At 39.8% G+C, this 18,409-nt stretch carries 15 protein-coding genes; 10 read left to right on the forward strand and 5 right to left on the reverse strand.

The annotated features are described in order from the left end of the window. Window positions 1-5: 5 nt before the first annotated feature. Window positions 6-2,540 carry a DNA gyrase subunit A gene (gene gyrA / locus ACUNWA_RS11190; protein WP_445591999.1) on the reverse strand — a complete coding sequence of 845 codons (2,535 nt, stop codon included), beginning with the start codon at window positions 2,538-2,540 and terminating at the stop codon, window positions 6-8. Window positions 2,541-2,825: 285 nt separating this feature from the next. Between gyrA and ACUNWA_RS11195 the strand changes: the two genes are divergently transcribed. Continuing rightward, complete coding sequence (locus ACUNWA_RS11195) at window positions 2,826-5,345, forward strand: ATP-dependent Clp protease ATP-binding subunit (RefSeq protein WP_445592000.1); 2,520 nt, start codon at window positions 2,826-2,828, stop codon at window positions 5,343-5,345. A gap of 39 nt (window positions 5,346-5,384) precedes the next feature. Here ACUNWA_RS11195 and ACUNWA_RS11200 read toward each other — a convergent pair whose 3' ends face one another. The 4 genes from ACUNWA_RS11200 to fabG form a co-directional block, all read right to left on the reverse strand. Further along, entirely contained in the window at window positions 5,385-6,419 is a 1,035-nt protein-coding gene (locus ACUNWA_RS11200; protein ID WP_445592001.1) for a mechanosensitive ion channel family protein, read from the reverse strand. Between the two features lie 50 nt (window positions 6,420-6,469). Continuing rightward, window positions 6,470-8,368: a SpoIIE family protein phosphatase gene (locus ACUNWA_RS11205; RefSeq protein ID WP_445592002.1), complete on the reverse strand. Its 1,899-nt coding sequence runs from the start codon at window positions 8,366-8,368 to the stop codon at window positions 6,470-6,472. A 61-nt stretch (window positions 8,369-8,429) separates the two neighbouring features. Then, window positions 8,430-9,290, reverse strand: coding sequence for a PfkB family carbohydrate kinase (locus tag ACUNWA_RS11210; RefSeq protein WP_445592003.1), 861 nt, complete (start codon window positions 9,288-9,290; stop codon window positions 8,430-8,432). 66 nt (window positions 9,291-9,356) lie between these two features. Then, on the reverse strand, window positions 9,357-10,103 hold the full coding sequence (gene fabG / locus ACUNWA_RS11215) for a 3-oxoacyl-[acyl-carrier-protein] reductase (protein ID WP_445592004.1): 747 nt from the start codon (window positions 10,101-10,103) through the stop codon (window positions 9,357-9,359). 269 nt (window positions 10,104-10,372) lie between these two features. Between fabG and ACUNWA_RS11220 the strand changes: the two genes are divergently transcribed. The 9 genes from ACUNWA_RS11220 (at window position 10,373) to ACUNWA_RS11260 (ending at window position 18,375) form a co-directional block, all read left to right on the forward strand. Next, the gene (locus ACUNWA_RS11220; protein WP_445592005.1) at window positions 10,373-11,275 is read left to right on the forward strand and encodes a rhamnan synthesis F family protein; all 903 of its coding nucleotides are present in this window, start codon (window positions 10,373-10,375) and stop codon (window positions 11,273-11,275) included. Between the two features lie 31 nt (window positions 11,276-11,306). After that, a complete protein-coding gene (locus ACUNWA_RS11225; RefSeq protein WP_445592006.1) occupies window positions 11,307-12,122 on the forward strand; it encodes a DUF4422 domain-containing protein in 816 nt (271 codons plus the stop codon). 88 nt (window positions 12,123-12,210) lie between these two features. Next, window positions 12,211-13,608, forward strand: coding sequence for a tRNA uridine-5-carboxymethylaminomethyl(34) synthesis GTPase MnmE (gene mnmE / locus ACUNWA_RS11230; protein ID WP_445592007.1), 1,398 nt, complete (start codon window positions 12,211-12,213; stop codon window positions 13,606-13,608). 233 nt (window positions 13,609-13,841) lie between these two features. Continuing rightward, the gene (locus ACUNWA_RS11235) at window positions 13,842-14,384 is read left to right on the forward strand and encodes a helix-turn-helix transcriptional regulator (RefSeq protein ID WP_445592008.1); all 543 of its coding nucleotides are present in this window, start codon (window positions 13,842-13,844) and stop codon (window positions 14,382-14,384) included. Between the two features lie 11 nt (window positions 14,385-14,395). Continuing rightward, complete coding sequence (locus tag ACUNWA_RS11240; protein WP_445592009.1) at window positions 14,396-15,445, forward strand: site-specific integrase; 1,050 nt, start codon at window positions 14,396-14,398, stop codon at window positions 15,443-15,445. A gap of 96 nt (window positions 15,446-15,541) precedes the next feature. Beyond that, window positions 15,542-16,417: a hypothetical protein gene (locus ACUNWA_RS11245; RefSeq protein WP_445592010.1), complete on the forward strand. Its 876-nt coding sequence runs from the start codon at window positions 15,542-15,544 to the stop codon at window positions 16,415-16,417. A gap of 236 nt (window positions 16,418-16,653) precedes the next feature. Further along, entirely contained in the window at window positions 16,654-16,980 is a 327-nt protein-coding gene (locus ACUNWA_RS11250; protein WP_445592011.1) for a helix-turn-helix domain-containing protein, read from the forward strand. An 82-nt stretch (window positions 16,981-17,062) separates the two neighbouring features. After that, the gene (locus tag ACUNWA_RS11255) at window positions 17,063-17,323 is read left to right on the forward strand and encodes a hypothetical protein (protein ID WP_445592012.1); all 261 of its coding nucleotides are present in this window, start codon (window positions 17,063-17,065) and stop codon (window positions 17,321-17,323) included. After that, on the forward strand, window positions 17,323-18,375 hold the full coding sequence (locus tag ACUNWA_RS11260) for an AAA family ATPase (RefSeq protein ID WP_445592013.1): 1,053 nt from the start codon (window positions 17,323-17,325) through the stop codon (window positions 18,373-18,375). The genes ACUNWA_RS11255 and ACUNWA_RS11260 overlap by 1 nt, the downstream gene beginning before the upstream one ends. The last annotated feature ends 34 nt before the right edge of the window (window positions 18,376-18,409 follow it).

The following is an 18,409-nucleotide window of genomic DNA, read 5'->3' on the forward strand; positions in this document are numbered from 1 at the left end:
ATGGATTATGATTCATTTTCAGTATTTTCTTCTGCATTAGGAGAATTCAGATCTTCAGCATCTCCTTCTTCAATCTCTTCTCCGTCAATTTCGCTGGTACTTTCAAAAGTAACCCGAGCAACCGATGCGATTCGATCTTCGTCCTTCAGGTTAATCAAACGAACACCTTGAGCAGCTCGGCCCATCACACGTAGCGACGAAATTGGGAGACGAATGGTTAAGCCATTTTGCGTGATGATCATCAAATCGTTTTCATCAATTACACTTTTTATAGCTATTAATTTTCCGGTTTTCTCTGTTATGTTAATCGTTTTAACACCTTTACCTCCCCTGTTGGTAATTCGATAGCCATCAATACTCGACCGTTTACCGTATCCTTTTTCTGATACAACAAGAACGTCTTCCGACTCATTCTCCACACAGATCATGCCAACGACTTCATCGTTCTCATTTCCAAGAGTTATACCACGTACTCCGGATGCTGTTCTTCCAATTGATCGAACAATGTTTTCGTGGAAGCGGATAGCCTTACCTGATTTAACAGCAATCATAATCTCTTGATTTCCGTTAGTCAAACGAGCTTCAAGCAATTGGTCACCTTCACGAATGGTGATCGCATTTACGCCATTCTGACGTGGACGTGAATAGGCTTCAAGTGAAGTTTTCTTGATAACGCCTTTTTTAGTACAAAGAATGATGTAGTTATTATTAATATATTCTTCATCATCCAATTTTTTCACTTTGTTGTATGCCAATACCTGGTCGTCCGGTTCAATATTTAGTAAGTTTTGAATAGCACGTCCTTTGGATGTTTTGGTTCCTTCTGGAATTTGATACACTTTCAGCCAGAAACATTTACCTTTTTCAGTGAAAAGTAGCAAGGTATTGTGCATGGTGGCAATAAACATGTGCTCCAGAAAATCCTCATCTCTGGTGGCTCCACCTTTTGATCCAGTGCCTCCCCTGCCCTGTGTTTTAAATTCGGATAATGGAGTACGCTTAATATACCCCATATGCGAAATGGTAATTACCATTTCTTCATCGGCATAGAAATCTTCCGGATTAAATTCCTCTGCATTTGGAACAATCTCCGTCTTGCGCTCGTCTCCATATTTAGCTTTAATTTCCTGCAACTCATCTTTAATGATTTGCATACGAAGCTCTTCATTGGCCAGAATTTCACGACAACGCTCAATGAAAGCCATAACTTCCTCATATTCTGAACGCAACTTATCTTGTTCCAGTCCCGTCAACTGACGAAGGCGCATTTCAACAATTGCCCGTGCTTGAATTTCAGAAAGCTCAAATTTATCCATCAACCGTTCTCTGGCTTCATCTGGTGTTTTTGAACTACGAATCATTGCAATCACCTCATCAATATTGTCGCTTGCAATAATTAAGCCTTCCAGAATGTGTGCCCGCTTCTCGGCTTGCTCCAATTCGTATTGGGTGCGTCGAACAACAACATCGTGGCGGTGTTCAACAAAGTAATGAATCAGGTCTTTTAGGTTCAGCATTTTTGGGCGACCTTTGACCAACGCAATATTGTTTACACTAAAGCTTGTTTGTAGCTGAGTGTACTTATAGAGTTTATTTAAAACGACATTCGATATTTCATCCTTTTTAATATCCACGACGATACGCATTCCATCCCGGTCGGATTCATCATTGATGTTCGAAATTCCCTCAATCTTTTTCTCATTGACTAATTCAGCAGTTTTCATGATTAATTCTGCCTTATTAACAATGTAAGGAATTTCAGTAATGATAATCTTTTCCCGTCCGTTGGGTTGCACTTCAACATGCGCTTTCCCTCTTAGAACAATACGTCCACGACCAGTTTCATAAGAATCTTCTACTCCTTTATAGCCATAGATGACACCTCCGGTAGGAAAATCCGGTGCTTTTATGATGGGAATAAGTTCGGAAATCTCAATATCCTTGTTATCGATATATGCCACGATGGCATCAATAGTGTCTGATAAGTTGTGAGGTGGCATGTTTGTTGCCATTCCGACAGCAATACCAGAAGCTCCGTTCACCAATAAATTAGGGATTCGGGTAGGTAAAACCGTTGGTTCGTTCAACGACTCATCGAAGTTTGGTTGATAATCAACCGTATTCTTATCCAAGTCCTGCAAAATCTCTTCTGCAATCTTGGCCAACCTTGCCTCTGTATAACGCATTGCAGCAGGGCTATCACCATCAATAGACCCGTAGTTGCCCTGGCCATCCACTAAAGGATACCTCAGAGACCATTCTTGTGCCATCCGCACCATAGTGAAATATACAGAAGAGTCACCATGTGGATGATACTTACCTAAGACTTCACCGACAATTCTTGCTGACTTTTTATATGACCGGTTAGAGAAGATCCCTAACTCACTCATTCCAAATAGCACACGCCTGTGAACAGGTTTCAAGCCATCACGTACATCGGGCAATGCCCTTGACACAATGACTGACATCGAATAATCGATGTAAGCAGATTTCATCTGCTCTTCAATATTTATTTTTATAATTTTTTCGCCTTCAGCCATTTAATCCTCCTTTTAAAGAAATTTTATGTTGAAAAATTTTGACTTACAAAAATATAAAAATACTAATAAAATCAGCCATTTTAAGTGGTATTAATTCGACTTATTCAAACAAGATTTTAACAGTCCAGTGTTTAAAAATCCTATCGATTAAAGTCAGGCATCACTAATTATTCATTATTTTTATCTTTGAAATTTTGTTTCCAATTCAGAAATCCGAAATCCAACATTTCGGAATAGTATTTGTTAAAGCAAGAATAACTTACAAATTTATTAAGGACATTCATTATGGATTCTCAATTCTCACCAAGAATAAAAGATGTTCTGACCTATAGCCGAGAAGAGGCCATCAGGTTGGGAAATGAACAGATTGGACTAGAGCATATTTTTCTGGGAATTTTGAGAGAGGGAGAAGGGATTGCAATTGACATACTCACCAACATGGGAGTAAATTTATCAGAAATCAAAGAAGCCATTGAATCAGCGCTTCGCACAGATAATACTATTGATCCACAAGCTTCCGTTCAACTCTTAAAATCAGCTGAAAAAGCACTCAAACTTGTTTACCTTGAAGCGCGCGCATTCAGCAGTTCAACGATTAATACAGGTCATCTGCTCTTGGCTCTTTTAAAGGACAAAGACAGTCAAATATCAATGCTGCTTAGCGAATTTCATGTTAACTATTACATCCTAAAGTCAAGACTCGAGGATTATAAACACCCGGAAGCTAAATCGGACTTTGGCGATGAAGATGACATGGATGACCCATTCTCAAAACAACAGCCACCGTCAGGTTCTTCTTCCAAAAAGGTGGGGAATTCAAAGTCTGAAACACCGGTGCTGGATAACTTTGGCATTGATATTACCAAGGCAGCGGAAGATAATAATCTGGACCCGATCGTTGGGCGAAGCAAAGAAATTGAACGTTTAGCTCAGATTTTATCCCGACGTAAAAAGAATAATCCCATTTTAATTGGCGAACCGGGAGTTGGTAAATCGGCGATTGCCGAAGGTCTGGCCATCCGGATTATTCAAAAGAAAGTATCACGAGTTCTTTTTGACAAACGTGTCGTTAGTTTAGACATTGCCTCCATTGTTGCCGGAACCAAATATCGGGGGCAGTTTGAGGAACGTATGAAAGCAATTTTGAATGAGCTTTCAAAAGTGAATAATGTTATTCTATTCATCGACGAGATTCATACCATCGTTGGTGCGGGCGGCGCAACCGGATCGCTTGATGCAGCCAATATGCTGAAGCCAGCGCTCGCACGTGGCGATATTCAATGTATTGGAGCCACTACCTTGGATGAATACCGGCAACACATTGAAAAAGATGGAGCGCTGGAACGTCGCTTCCAGAAAGTAATGATTGAGCCTACATCGACTGATGAGACCATTGAAATCCTGAACAATATCAAGGACCGTTACGAAGATCACCACAATGTAACATACTCCGACGATGCGATTAAAGCTTGCGTTAAACTAACAGCCCGGTATATTACCGATCGTTATTTGCCCGACAAAGCAATTGATGCATTGGATGAGGCTGGATCACGGGTTCACATTGCCAATATCAATGTTCCGGAACGGATTGTAAAGCTAGAAGAAAAAATTGAAAGTACCCGCGAAGAAAAAATCAAAGCGGTAAAAAGTCAAAATTTCGAGGTTGCCGCCAATCACCGAGATAAAGAGAAGAATCTTCTGCAGCTGCTTGATCAGGAAAAAGAAGCTTGGGAAAAAGAACTAATCAGCCATCGCGAGGTGGTTGAAGAAGAAAAAGTGGCAGAAGTTGTGGCTATGATGTCAGGAGTTCCGGTTCAACGAATTGCACAGGCCGAAGGAATTCGTCTGATGAATATGGGCGCACAACTCAAAGGGAGTGTGGTTGGTCAAGATGATGCTATTGCCAAAATAGTCAAAGCGATTCAACGTAACCGCGCCGGACTGAAAGATCCGAACAAACCAATTGGGTCATTTATTTTCCTGGGGCCAACTGGTGTTGGAAAAACTCAACTAGCTAAAGTATTAACCAGATACTTGTTTGACAGCATTGATTCACTTATCCGCATTGATATGAGTGAGTACATGGAGAAATTCTCTGTTTCCCGATTAGTTGGTGCTCCTCCAGGATATATTGGGTATGAAGAAGGTGGACAACTTACAGAAAAAGTACGGCGCAAGCCCTACTCCGTTGTGTTGCTTGATGAGGTTGAAAAAGCGCACCCCGATGTTTTCCACCTGCTGCTGCAAGTGCTTGACGAAGGCCGGTTAACGGATAGTTTGGGACGTAATATTGATTTCAAAAATACGATCATTATCATGACCTCCAATATCGGTTCACGTCAGCTCAAAGATTTTGGACGAGGAGTAGGTTTCTCAACACAGAAAACAGCTGAAGAGGAAAACGACCATGCCAAATACATTGTTCAAAAGGCATTAAAACGTGCATTCGCTCCTGAATTCCTGAACCGGGTTGATGATGTAATCATGTTCAACACCCTTTCAAAAGAAGATATTTTCAAAATTATCGATATTGAATTGAAAGAACTGTATGAACGTGTGGAATCGTTAAACTACAAATTGAAGATATCCCGATCGGCTAAAGATTTTATTGCCGAGAAAGGATATGACTCCCAGTATGGGGCGCGTCCGCTAAAAAGAGCCATTCAGAAATACCTGGAAGATGAAATGGCAGAGGTAATTATCAAAGCCTCCATCACTGAAGGAGATACGATTTCGATTGGTTATGACAAAAAGAATGAAAAAATAAAGGTTCGCATATTAGCATCCAAAGACAAAACAGAATAATAATAAAAAAGCCGGCTGATATTTCAACCGGCTTTTTTACTATTCCTTTTCGGTAAGCTTAATTCGACTTTTAGGAAGAAATTGCGGATAGTCATTTTGCACAAAACGAATTAACTCTTCCCGGACATGCACCCTCAAATCCCAAGCTGCTGGTGAATCTTTGGCACTAACCAATGCACGCAATTCCAGAGTAAGCTCTTTTGAATCCGTCACTTGTAACACATTAACTTTGCCATCCCACAAATCAGACTGGGTTAAAATATTCGTCAACTTCTCACGCATTTTCTCCACCGGAAAGCCATAATCAACATGAATAAAAACAGTTCCCATAATCTCAGCTGAAGTACGAGTCCAGTTTTGAAAAGGCTTTTCAATGAAATACGTAATTGGGACAATAAGCCGACGCTTGTCCCAAATACGCACAACAACATAAGTTAACGTAATTTCTTCAATCCAGCCCCACTCGTCCTCCACAATAACCACATCCTCTAAACGGATAGGTTGTGTTATGGCAATTTGAAATCCAGCCAAAATCAGAGCAATACTCCGCTGAGCAGCAAAACCAATAATGATACCCGCAATCCCTGCACTGGCTAATAGGCTGAGTCCCACTTTTCGAATCTGAGGAATAGTCATGAGTATAATTCCAAAAGCAATAATAATAACCATGGCAATAAGCATGCGCTCGAGCACCGAAAGTTGCGTGTGGATTTTACGAGCTTTAAGGTTATCCTTGGTGGAAATGTCATACTTAGCCAGAACATAGACTTTTATTCCCCTAATCGCATTGATAATCAACCAAGCTAAAATCAAGGTGTAAACAATGCCCAAGACAATGTTGGTGTTGACATCCAATTCATCCAATAGTTTCGTAGCAGGCACTAACATCGATCCAGCAATCAATATCGTCAGGACAACAAAAGGTAAACTAATCAGACGTATAACCTTTAGGCCAACAGTGTAATCAGTATTTTTACGAATCAACTTCTTAAGGTATCCGATGATTAGAAAAGCCACAAAAACACCAATAACTATACCGGCGGCAACAATCGCAATTTGCAATAATAGGGTCATATCCTTTGTTTATTTTGAATAACAACAAATAGCATGAGACGTTCATTTGATTATTCATACATCCCATTGAACTGGATAGCCATCAGGCTAATATCATCGGCTTGTTTCGTTTCCCCCTTGAAGGCGATCAACTCACTCATCATCCTTTCGATTAGTGATTTAGGAGGCATACTCTTGCTTATTTCCATCAGTCTTGATAAACGATTCAGCCCATACATTTCTCCGTACTTGTTTTTACAATCAGTAACTCCATCGGTATATAAAAACAAAATATCGCCTTTGGCAAGCACTAACGACTGAGACTGATACGTCTTGTTGGAATAAACCCCGATTGGTAACCCATGAGTTTGTTCCAATTGAATGATCTCTTTATTTCGGCGCAGTAGAAACGGGTAATTATGTGCGGCATTGCAGTAGTCCAGAATACCGGTTTTGACATTTAGAATCCCAAGAAACAAGGTTAAAAAATGCTGATTTGAGTTTTCTTTACTCAAAGCTTTGTTGACTACATCTACTATATTTCTGGCCGACAGGTTGGTTGATTTGCTTTTTATCATGGTGGTAGCGACAGCCATAAACAGTGCCGCAGGGATCCCTTTCCCGGAGACGTCGCCCATGGTAAAAAGCAAGTGATCATTATCAATAAAAAAGAAATCATATAGATCCCCTCCGATACTTTCTGCCGGTTGAAGGATAGCATGTAAGTCTATTTCCTTGTGTTTATCCAAAAAACTGTAATCTTGCGGAATAATAGTTCGTTGGATTTCTTTGGCCGATTTCAGGTCTTTTTCGTACTTCCGTTTATCTTTCCTAACCTGGTTTTGTTCCTCCACGTAGGTGTTATACTGAAACTGCAACTCTTTCAAGCTATCACTTAACAGTTCAATTTCATTTTTCTCTCCCCGCCTCCTGCTCCGGTCCCCAAAACTAAATCGCTGAATGGAACGAACAATCTGAACCAGAGGCGAAAGCATCTTATTGAAGATTAATACAATAATCGCAAGAATAGCCAAAAAACCAATAAGAGATACAATTACAATTTCACGAAAAACAACACCTAGTTCATCAAACAACTCCTTAGCTGGCATCACAATAACAACCCGCCAATTCGTATAGGGAATCGATGAAAAGTAAAACCAGCTTTTCTCAAAATTAAGAAGCTGTGGATAGGCAAATCCCGATCCTGATTTTCCTGCATTCAGTAGTTGCTGGTAATAATCCCGTTCGCCACTCTGCTGCTTGGACGAAACTTCAAAAATATGTCGTTTCATTATCCATCCAGGGTCTGGGTGAGTTAAGTAATAACCTTGTCTCGATGCGATAACCGCAAATCCATTATCTCCTATCTTAATGTCTGAAATTACATTATTCAAAAAGTCAAGATTGATATCACCCGCAACAACACCTACCGATTCTCCCTCCTGATTTAGTAAAGGTAGAAAATAAGAAATCATCAATTTGCTTGAATCGGATGGACAATAAAACGGATCGGACCAAACACCCTGATCTTGCTGAATAACTGATTCAACCAATTGAGGAAATTTGAACACAGAGCAAAAAGTCAGGTTTTTCCTGTTTACAAGCACGTTATCTTTTCCATAGAAAGAAGAAAAGACAATGGTATCAACATCCTGAAACAACTTAACATGCAGCCCACTTAAAATCTGATTGTTTTGGACAACTTCATGAAGAAAGAATTGCAAATCACCATGAGAATGGTAATAAAGCGCCTGATTAGCAACATTTCGGGTAACCTCTTGATTGGTAACAACACTCTTTGAAATTTCATTAATAATTAGACTGGATTGATGAATTGCCACTTCTTCAATCTTTGCCATAATTATTTTCCGGCTGTGTTTATAATTAATAAACACAATCAAGGAAATGACAATAACCACAGCTACTGACACATAGATACCCAACTGAAAAGCGATACTTCTTTTGTTCATGAATCAGATACGGTCTATAAAAGCAAACAAGTTATGAAAAATCAGAGTGAAAGAAAAGTCCTTATTCCTGTTTATTTAGCCAATCGCGGGTTCCTTTAAATAAGCAAGTTTGGGAGGCAAATTCCGCCGACTTCTGGAGTGCCTGGTGATAATTGTTTTTAGTTAAAAGATAGTAGCAAAAAGCCCCATGAAAGAAATCTCCGGCACCAAGCGTGTCAACAACATCTACTTGAGGAACCGCCACCTGAGCCCGTTGACCTCGATCATTAACCAGAATTGGATCTCCTCCTCGGGTGATTGCCTGGCATGCAATCGAGTATTGATCCAAAAAGTGAAAAATCTCTTCCGCCTGCTGGCATGCTGGCGGGTAAAAATCATTCGAACAAATGGCATAGTTCACATAAGGCAGCAGTTCGGGCAAGTGCGACTTCCAACTTCCTCCATCAAAAACAACAGGAATCTGTCTTTTTTGTGCCTCACAGCCTAGCTTAGCGGCAATTTCCGGATAAAAACCATCCAACATTAAAACATCAGGTTGTAGCTGATCGAAAAGTTTCCGTTCATTCACCGCTTGTGAAATCGGATTGGGATGGTGTGTGAAAATGGTTCGTTCGCCATTGGATGAACTGATAACGGAAGCCAATACTGGCTGGGCTTGCACATTTTCTAAAAGATCAATGCACTTAACATTGCAGGCCGCTAAATCGCTTTTAAAAATAGATTGAAAGGCATGTGAGCCAACAGCAGTGACCAAACTGGCTTTTCCATTAAGTGTGGAATAAGCAACCGCAGCATTGGTTGCGGGTCCTCCAACTAAAAACTCGGGTGGCTTTGTCTTCACCTTCACATTCCCCGCCGGAAATTCATCAACAAAATATTGAATATCCAGGGTCGTTAAACCAAAAAATAGCGCTTTTCTCATGATTACAATAAAAAGAAAAGCCGCCACATTATTCTGTGACGGCTCGATATCTTATTTTCAAATGAATCAGGTGTTCATGGCTCCACAAACATTAATCACTTGGCCGCTAACATAGCTCGACAAATCAGAGGCAAGAAATAAAGCTGTTTTAGCAACCTCTTCAGGAGTACCTCCTCTTTTCATCGGAATATTGGCTTCCCATGCTTTGCGGGCATCTTCTGGAATTTTACCTGTCATCTCGGAAATGATAAATCCAGGAGCGATAGCATTACTGCGAATGCCCCGTGAACCCAATTCTTTAGCAATTGACTTGGTAAACCCGATGATACCTGCTTTCGACGCCGAGTAGTTCGACTGACCAGCGTTTCCACTCACACCAACCACCGAGCTCAAGTTAACGATTGAGCCTGAACGTTGCTTCAACATGATTTTCTGGGCTGCTTTTGTGAAATTAAAAACAGATTTCAGATTGACATTAATTACAGCATCCCACTGCTCCTCGGTCATACGCATCAATAGCGTATCTTTAGTAATTCCGGCATTATTTACCAATGCGTCAATTTGTCCAAATTCGTTGACCACTTCTGCTACAACACGGTCAGTGTCTGCAAAATCAGCTGCGTTTGAGGCATACCCTTTGGCTTTTACGCCTATAGCGTTCAGCTCATTTTCAGTTGCCTTCATATTTTCATCGTCAAAAAGGTCTGTAAAAGCGATATTACAGCCTTCTTCGGCAAATTTTATTGCTATGGCTTTACCAATACCTCTTGAAGCACCAGTAATCAGAGCCGTTTTACCTTCTAATAATTTCATAATTTATTCTTTTATGGAAATTTATTTTCAAAGCAAAAGTATATAAAAAACAGTCAAAGTAAGTCAAATCCAGTCTTGAAATACATAATCAAAGAGGCTTTTTGCCATTTAGTTGCCGACTTTTAAACCGTATAATTCAAAAATGACAAACTTAACCGACTTCTATTGACGCTCCCTTAATTTAAATGACTTTGTAAGTTCATATATCTTGGGAGCCCAATCTAAATAGTTATCTTCGTCCTACTAAAAAAGCAGCTATTTGTGTGTCTATGATTGAAAGAAAGAAGAATTTGTGTTTTTTTCTGCATCATTTTTCAGGAGATTATTTCCCGGTTTATGTGCAATATTATCTCAATGAATTAGAACATTATTTTGATGAGGTGATCATGATTACGAATGACAGAAGAATTAGCCAGAAGCCCAGCTTACTAAATAAAAGCGTTCGTATTCAATTTGAAAAAAATGAGGGATATGATTTTGGCCTATTTTATAAAGGATTCCAATCAATTGATCCGTCAAATTATAATCAAATTGCATGTATTAATGACTCTAATGTCGTTTTTGGCAAATTGAATTTCCTTTTTGATTGGGGCAAAGCACAACAGGCTGATGTCTGGGGCTTGGTTGATTCTCATGAAAAGCCTTGGTTTTCGGAGCACGAAGATAGTTATCACATTCAAAGCCATTTTGTTGTTTTTAACAACAAGGCAATTGCGAGTTTACCCGATTTTTTCAAAACGATCGATTACAATCAAATGATCAAAGAAAGAGATCTGAAGAAACTGCGAAGAAAAGTAATCAATGACTGGGAAATCGGATTGACACAGTACTTATTGTCGCAAAACCTGACCTGTTGCACATTTGTGGACAGCAAACACATGGCCGTTAAAAAAGATGCTTTGAAACCAGTTAATATCTTTCATAAACACTATACAGAGTTGATAGAAGGAGGAATTCCTGTTATTAAAAAACGTCTAATTATGGATCGCAGCTTGAAAAGCAAGTTGAAATTCAGAAGTCGCTGGAGCAAGCTTATTCGAAAATATGGCGAGAAGAATTGGGAAATTGATCTACTGATTGATGACTTGAATCTGATAAAAAACTATTCATCCGGCAATTTGGAGGAAATGAATAAGCATTTCAAAAAAATCCTTTACAATAGAACAGCCTAGTTCTTCAACTATTAAAACATCGAGAAAACGAATGAAAAAAACACCAAAAGTTGAACTTTACACCTTCTTTTATAAGAAAGCACCGGTAATCATAGACCAAGCTCTTTATATTCCGGTAATGGCAGGCAATGCACTTTCCAATGCCGCTTTGGAAATGCAAGGCGATGACACCGGCGATCACATCTCTTCAAAAAACAGCTACTACAGCGAACTGACAGGAACTTACTGGGTATGGAAGAATACCATTCAAGATATTGTAGGCGTGGTGCACTATCGCCGTTTTTTAACACAACAAGCAGAGCCACTACCCTATCGGTTTAAACGAATGCTCTATTATCTTGTCGGAATTCATTACAAACGATATGGCTTAATTTACACGAAAGACGTTCGGAAGTTTAAACATGCCGTGTTGAGCGAGAATGAGATTATTGATCTGCTCAATGAATATGATGTGATTTTACCCACCAAGAGAAAGCTCAAATACACGGTTCGGAAGCACTACCAGCGGTATCACAACGAAAAAGATCTTGAGTTGCTTCAATCCATCATTCAGGAGAAATACTCCGACTACAGCATCGCGTTTGAGCAGATGCTGGCAAGCAAACGCATGTATGCCAACAACATGTTTGTTATGAAACGACCTGATTTTGATCGGCTCATGGCGTGGTTGTTCGACCTCTTATTTGAATTTGAAAGCCGCATCCAACTCGCCGAATACCAAGAGTACCAAGAGCGTGTAATTGGATTTATTGCCGAACGCCTTCTCAATGTTTGGTTTGAAAAGGAACAGCCGCGCATCAAAGAATTACCTGTTATCTATTTTAAACATTTTAAGTTTACGAATTAATTTATCGCTCTTCCCGAAAGAGGCTGCTTTTAGCGACTTGCCACTCCCCTCACATTTTGTACTTTTGCATTTCAAATTATACGATAAAATGATTGATCAATCTACCATATGCGCCATTGCAACATCGCCCGGAGTTGGGGCCATTGCAACCATCCGTTTGTCGGGTGAGAATGCCATACAAATTGCCGACAAGGTATTTCAGTCGCCGGCAAAAAATAAAAAGCTGGCCGACCAAAAAGCCAACACGCTACATGTCGGAACCCTACGCGAAGAGGCTGAAATCATTGATGAAGTCGTGGCTGCCTTGTTCCGAACGCCCCACTCCTTTACTGGAGAAGATGTGGTTGAATTGACCTGTCACGGCTCCGTCTATATTCAGCAGCGCATTCTGGAATTACTGCTAAAAAATGGTGCACGCATGGCTCGTCCCGGAGAATTTACCCAGCGGGCGTTTCTGAATGGGAAAATGGATTTGTCACAAGCCGAAGCCGTAGCCGATCTGATTGCTTCAAGCAACGCATCGAACCATAAAATGGCATTAAAGCAAATGCGCGGCGGATTTTCATCCGAAATAAAAAAACTCCGCGACCAGCTTTTGCATTTCATTGCCATGGTAGAGTTAGAGCTGGATTTTAGTGAAGAGGATGTAGAATTTGCCGATCGTAAGCAGTTGGTTGATTTGACAGAGAAAATAGAACAACTTCTCCACCAGCTGGCCAGTTCATTCAAACTTGGAAACGTTCTTAAAAACGGTGTTCCTGTCGCCATTGTAGGCGAAACCAACGTGGGTAAATCGACCTTGTTAAATGCGATTCTTAACGAGGAAAAAGCCATCGTTTCTGATATTCACGGAACCACACGCGATGTCATTGAAGATGTGGTGAATATTGATGGAACTGCCTTTCGCTTTTTCGATACGGCTGGTATACGCGAAACAGTCGATCAGATTGAGAATATGGGAATTGAGCGCAGTTACAGTAAACTGGAACAAGCTGAGATTGTGCTACTGGTAACCGACTTGTCGAACCCCATCGACCTAATTCGTCAGCGCGTGGAGCTGATTCGTGAACGCATTCAAGATCAAAAGCTGATCATCATTGGCAACAAGGCCGACATTGGAGGTAATGCCAAAATAAAGGAAATGCTGGATGCCTTTAGTTTGGGTGAAAATGAGGACTTGGTTTTTATTTCAGCTAAGATGCAACAAAATCTGGAAGCCCTGATTGAATTACTCAAAGAAAATGCGGAATTGCAGCAACCCGAAGGCACTGACGTAATTGTATCCAATATTCGCCATTTCGAAGCGCTTACCAATGCCCACCTGGCAGTTGCCAGGGTAATCGATGGTTTGCGCAATGGGATTAGCGGCGACTTTTTGGCTCAGGATATTCGTGAATGCTTGCACTTCCTGGGTGAAATTACTGGTGAGATAAGCAACGACGAAGTACTGGGCCATATATTTAAAAACTTTTGTATCGGAAAGTAATCATAATAAATAAAACAACTACCAAACACATAACAACACAATATAAAGCCCTGGCTACAGGGCTTTTTTAATATCTTGTATTTATTGTTTTTTGTTAATGGCTATTGTTTATTTTGCTAGATTTTGTACCTTTATTGTACCTTATACAAAAGAGCTATAATTGTTAGCTCTCTTTTTGGTTGACAAAGTTTACACTTTGGAATACTTTGGAACAATTTAACACCGATATTTCGATGAGCAGCAAAATTCAGGTACAGCGGATTTGTCAGTTTTGTGGGAGTGAATTCATAGCCCGAACAACGGTAACAAAGTTTTGCGGAGATATTTGTGCGAAACGCGCCTACAAAGAGCGGAAACGAACCGAAAAGCTTCAGCGGTCGGATAATGAAATGCGCAAAATAAAGACCCAACGAACTGAAGAATTGAATAGTCGGGAGTTTTTGACAGTTACACAGGTTTCAAAATTGATTGGATGTTCAAGGCAGAATATTTATAAGCTAATTAACTCAGGGAAACTGAAAGCAACGAATATCCTTGAGAAGAAAACGATTGTAACCAGAAGTGACCTTAACGACCTGTTCAGCAAAAAGATAAAGAAACGAACGCCCTACTATTATACATTTGAAGAGTGTTATACCTTGAAGGATATAAAAAACAAATTTGGCGTATCTGAAAGTCTAATCCAGCAAATAGTTAAAAGGAACAATATTCCCAAAATTCGGAAAGGGAAGTTTGCATTCGTACCGAAGAGGCTCATTGATGACATTTTGAAGTAAAGATTTCCAACATGACAGGAATCAAAGTAGCACTAAGGCAAAAGAAAATTTCAGGTGGACGAAAAAGCCTGTATTTGGATTTCTACCCCGCGGTTATGCATGATGGAAAGCTAACCCGAAGGGAGTTTCTGAAAATGTACATCTTAGAAAATCCCAAAACGCCGATTGACAAAGCTGGAAATTTGGAAACTCTGAAATTAGCAGAGGCGATACGTCATAAGCGGGAAAATGAACTAAACAAGCCTGAAATATACAGTGAATACGAACGGGAACAGCTAAGAAGAAGGGAATTATCCAACCGCTGCTTTGTTACTTACTTCGAACAGATTGCAACGTCACGGAATAATTCTAACTATGAAAACTGGATAGCTGCTCTAAAATACCTAAAAAGTTATTCGGGAGGAACTGTCAAGTTTGGGGAGCTATCTGAAAGCTACCTGGAAGGCTTCAAGAAATTCCTACTGACCACCAAAAGCAATAGAAGTAAAAAGACTCCCCTATCACAGAATACTGCCTCTGCATATTTCAACAAGGTCAAAGCAGCGCTTAGGCAAGCGTTCAAAGATGGGTTTTTACAAACCGACCTGAACAGCAAAGTCCGCAGCATTAAAGAAATAGATACAAAACGGGAGTACCTTTCAATTAAGGAGTTGAATAAGCTTGTAAAAACGACCTGCAGTAATGATTTGTTGAAACGGGCAGCCTTGTTTTCTGCCCTAACCGGACTGAGGTTTTCTGATATTCAAAAGCTCACATGGGAAGAGCTGGAAGAATACGATGGCATTTATTTCTTGAAGTTTACTCAAAAGAAAACGAAAGGTAACGAAGTGTTACCAATATCCGCACAGGCTGTGTCTTTCATGGGCGAACCTGGTGAAGCAGAAAGAAAAGTATTCAAGGGCTTAAAATACTCAGCACACCTGAACAAGCAGCTGCTTCAATGGATTAGGGTAGCTGGAATTACCAAAAACATAACCTTTCATTGTTTCCGGCATACTTATGCCACTTTACAGTTAGCCGGTGGAACCGACATTTACACTGTGTCCAAACTAAGGACATAAAAACCTAAAAACGACCCAGATTTATACCAAAATCATGGATGAGGCCAAACAAAAAGCAGCTAACATTATTGTCCTAAACTTATAATTTAAATTACCATGGAAAATCCAGTAAAAACCTATAAGGTCATACAGAATGTATTTGCATTATTCGAAATAGAATACGGGAGACTGGTAAGTGACCTTTGGTTTAACATAAAATTCCCGTGTCCAGAAGTGAAATTGGAACTGGTTGACGATATGGATATTGATGAACTTTTAGGATGGGGAAGTACTCTTATGGAAGAAGAACGAATAATACGTTTCATGAAAACAGATATTTCACAGAACGAATTTATGAAAAAGCAAAAAAAAACATTTACTGCAGTTATTAAGCAATTATCTGCCTTACCGACTGAAAGAGTGATTGGTTTTTTTCAGAAACAGTGGATATATTACCATGAATACCATCCCTCAAATAGAGCAGCAATTCTTTTCGAAACATGCAAAAATATCATTTGCATGGGGCCGATAGAAACCATTCCTGACAATTTCACCCTGACTTATCTTGAGAAGCAGCTTTATAAGCTTTTTATGGAGACCTACTGCCATTTTTACGAGGAATTAAACAAAAGTTTAAGACAATATTATTCGGACCTTATTGCACTAAAAAGCATACCGGAGGCAATGACTTCACCGGAACTTTCATTAAAGCAGATTGCACTGATTTATGCATATAAAAACAAAGCAATTACCATTGAAAATGCAAATAGCATTGCAGGTATGCACGGCTTCAAGGCTGAAAACTCTGGGAAAAAGTTACGCCAAGCCTACAACTTACTGCGCCGACCTAGCGAGCGAACAGGGGATGCTGGAAGTAAACTGAAAAATAGAAACAAAATTAAACTCCTTGAATCGGTAAAACCTCACCTATCCCCCAATGAAAGGGAGCAAGTTGACCATGAGCTTGTATTTTTAAAAAACCTTTGCCAATAGAATGGCGTGATGTCCTTGTAGACTGTAGATTCTGATCTCTTCACAACAATACCGCAACCCTGTAAATTAAAATACAGAGCTTGCGGTATTGTTGTTTTTCTATGCATTCTCCCGCAATGTACTAGTGTTTTATGTTCGTTGTTTCGTTTTCCTTAGAATTTAGGAACCGGTTCGAACCGGTTCTTAAGTTTCCAATCGCTCAACTTTGTCATATAATTTTTTTAAAATTTAAAACTATGGAAAATCCATTTATTTCAATTAACGAAAGGCTTGACAGACTTGAGAACACGATTAATGAACGATTACCACTCCCAACTCACGCATGCTTTGATACCCCCCCCTTACCACCACCAGATGAGTTCTTTTTTATTGATCGGGCTGCAGATTTTTTGGGGCTTTCAATCCCAACAGTATATAGTAAATCGTCAAAAGGTGAGCTTCCTGTAATTAAACGAGGTAAGCGCCTTTACTTCTCCCGTAACGACCTACTGGAGTACCTAAGGAAAGGTAGAAGAATGACTAACGAAGAAATTGAGGAAAAAGCAAGAAAGTACACAGGCTAATAATGGCAAATGACACTCACCCCCACTCTGTTATTACGCTCTACAGAAGCCTATGAACTTTCTTCCTCAAAATACTGAAACTATGAAAATTGAATTACTTCCTAAGCAATTCTTCGGAAAAGGCGAAGTCAAAGGGTTTTGTTTTGAACAAGTTCTGGCATCACCCAATGCCTACCTCTACAAAGTCCTTATAGCCTACGAAACTTACTATGACACCTTTTCAAGAAGGGTCGACACTCGATTTGGTAAAGAGTATTATCCCAAGTCAAATGCTTTCGGGTATTCTGCCTGGACTTATCGGAGCTTTGACGCTGCTTTCATAAAATTTAAAGAAATAATGTAATGGAAAAAATTATAACCAATAACAGCACAGCTGCTAATCCACTAAACGCCAATCACATTTACGCTGCAGGCAACTCACCTGGTTTTGATCTTTCATTATTTAAGCCAGTAGAAGTAGCTGCAGATATTAAAAAAATGACAACGGAATACAATGAGGATTCAAGGAATGGAGTTTACACGGCAACGGAATTGCTTAACCGTAACATTTCAAAGATTCCTTGCCTTTTGGAACCAATTCTTCCTAAGGTTGGACTTTGTGGCTTTGCAGGAAGCAGTGACACGGGGAAAAGTACTTTTTTAAGGCAGCTAGCAATTGCAGTCTGTATTGGAGAAAAGGAGTTTTTAGGTTTCAAATTGAATACCCCAAATAAAAGAGCAATCTATGTAAGCACTGAAGATGATGATGATGCAATTTCGTTCTTACTAAAAGAGGCTTGCAAAACGAAGAACCTAAAGCCTGAAGAATACTGCGGCTTAACTTATATTTTTGACACAGAGAACCTTCTCAGTAGGTTAAAATCACTACTCCTGACCCAAAGTGTTGATTTAATTGTAATTGATGCGTTTACGGATATCTACGGGAGAAGTATGAACGATTCAAATCAAGTTCGTACATTTCTTAATTCGTATAGCCAATTGGCCCAAAAATACAGGTGTTTAATCGTTTTTCTCCATCATACAGGTAAGCGCACCGAGGAACTTGCACCAAGTAAACACAATCTTCTCGGGTCACAAGGATTTGAAGCGAAAATGCGAATCGTCATTGAACTCAGAACCGACAGCAACACCCCTGACTTTAGACACTTATGCATCGTAAAGGGCAATTATCTTTCAGCCGAATATAAGAATGAAAGCTTTGTCTTACGATTTGACAATGATCGTCACTTTACAATGACAAAAGAACGACGACATTTTGAAAGGCTAACGACCTCAAAAAGGTCTGAAAACAAGGAGCTTGCTTTAAGAATGGCCTCGGAGGGTAAAACTCAAGCAGAGATAGCAGGGCATCTTGAAATCTCTCAAGCCACGGTAAGCAGATATTTAAAAACGTAAATCATTCATTATTCAAACCCTAGAGGGTGAATAA

This window comes from Sunxiuqinia sp. sy24 (assembly GCF_052677165.1).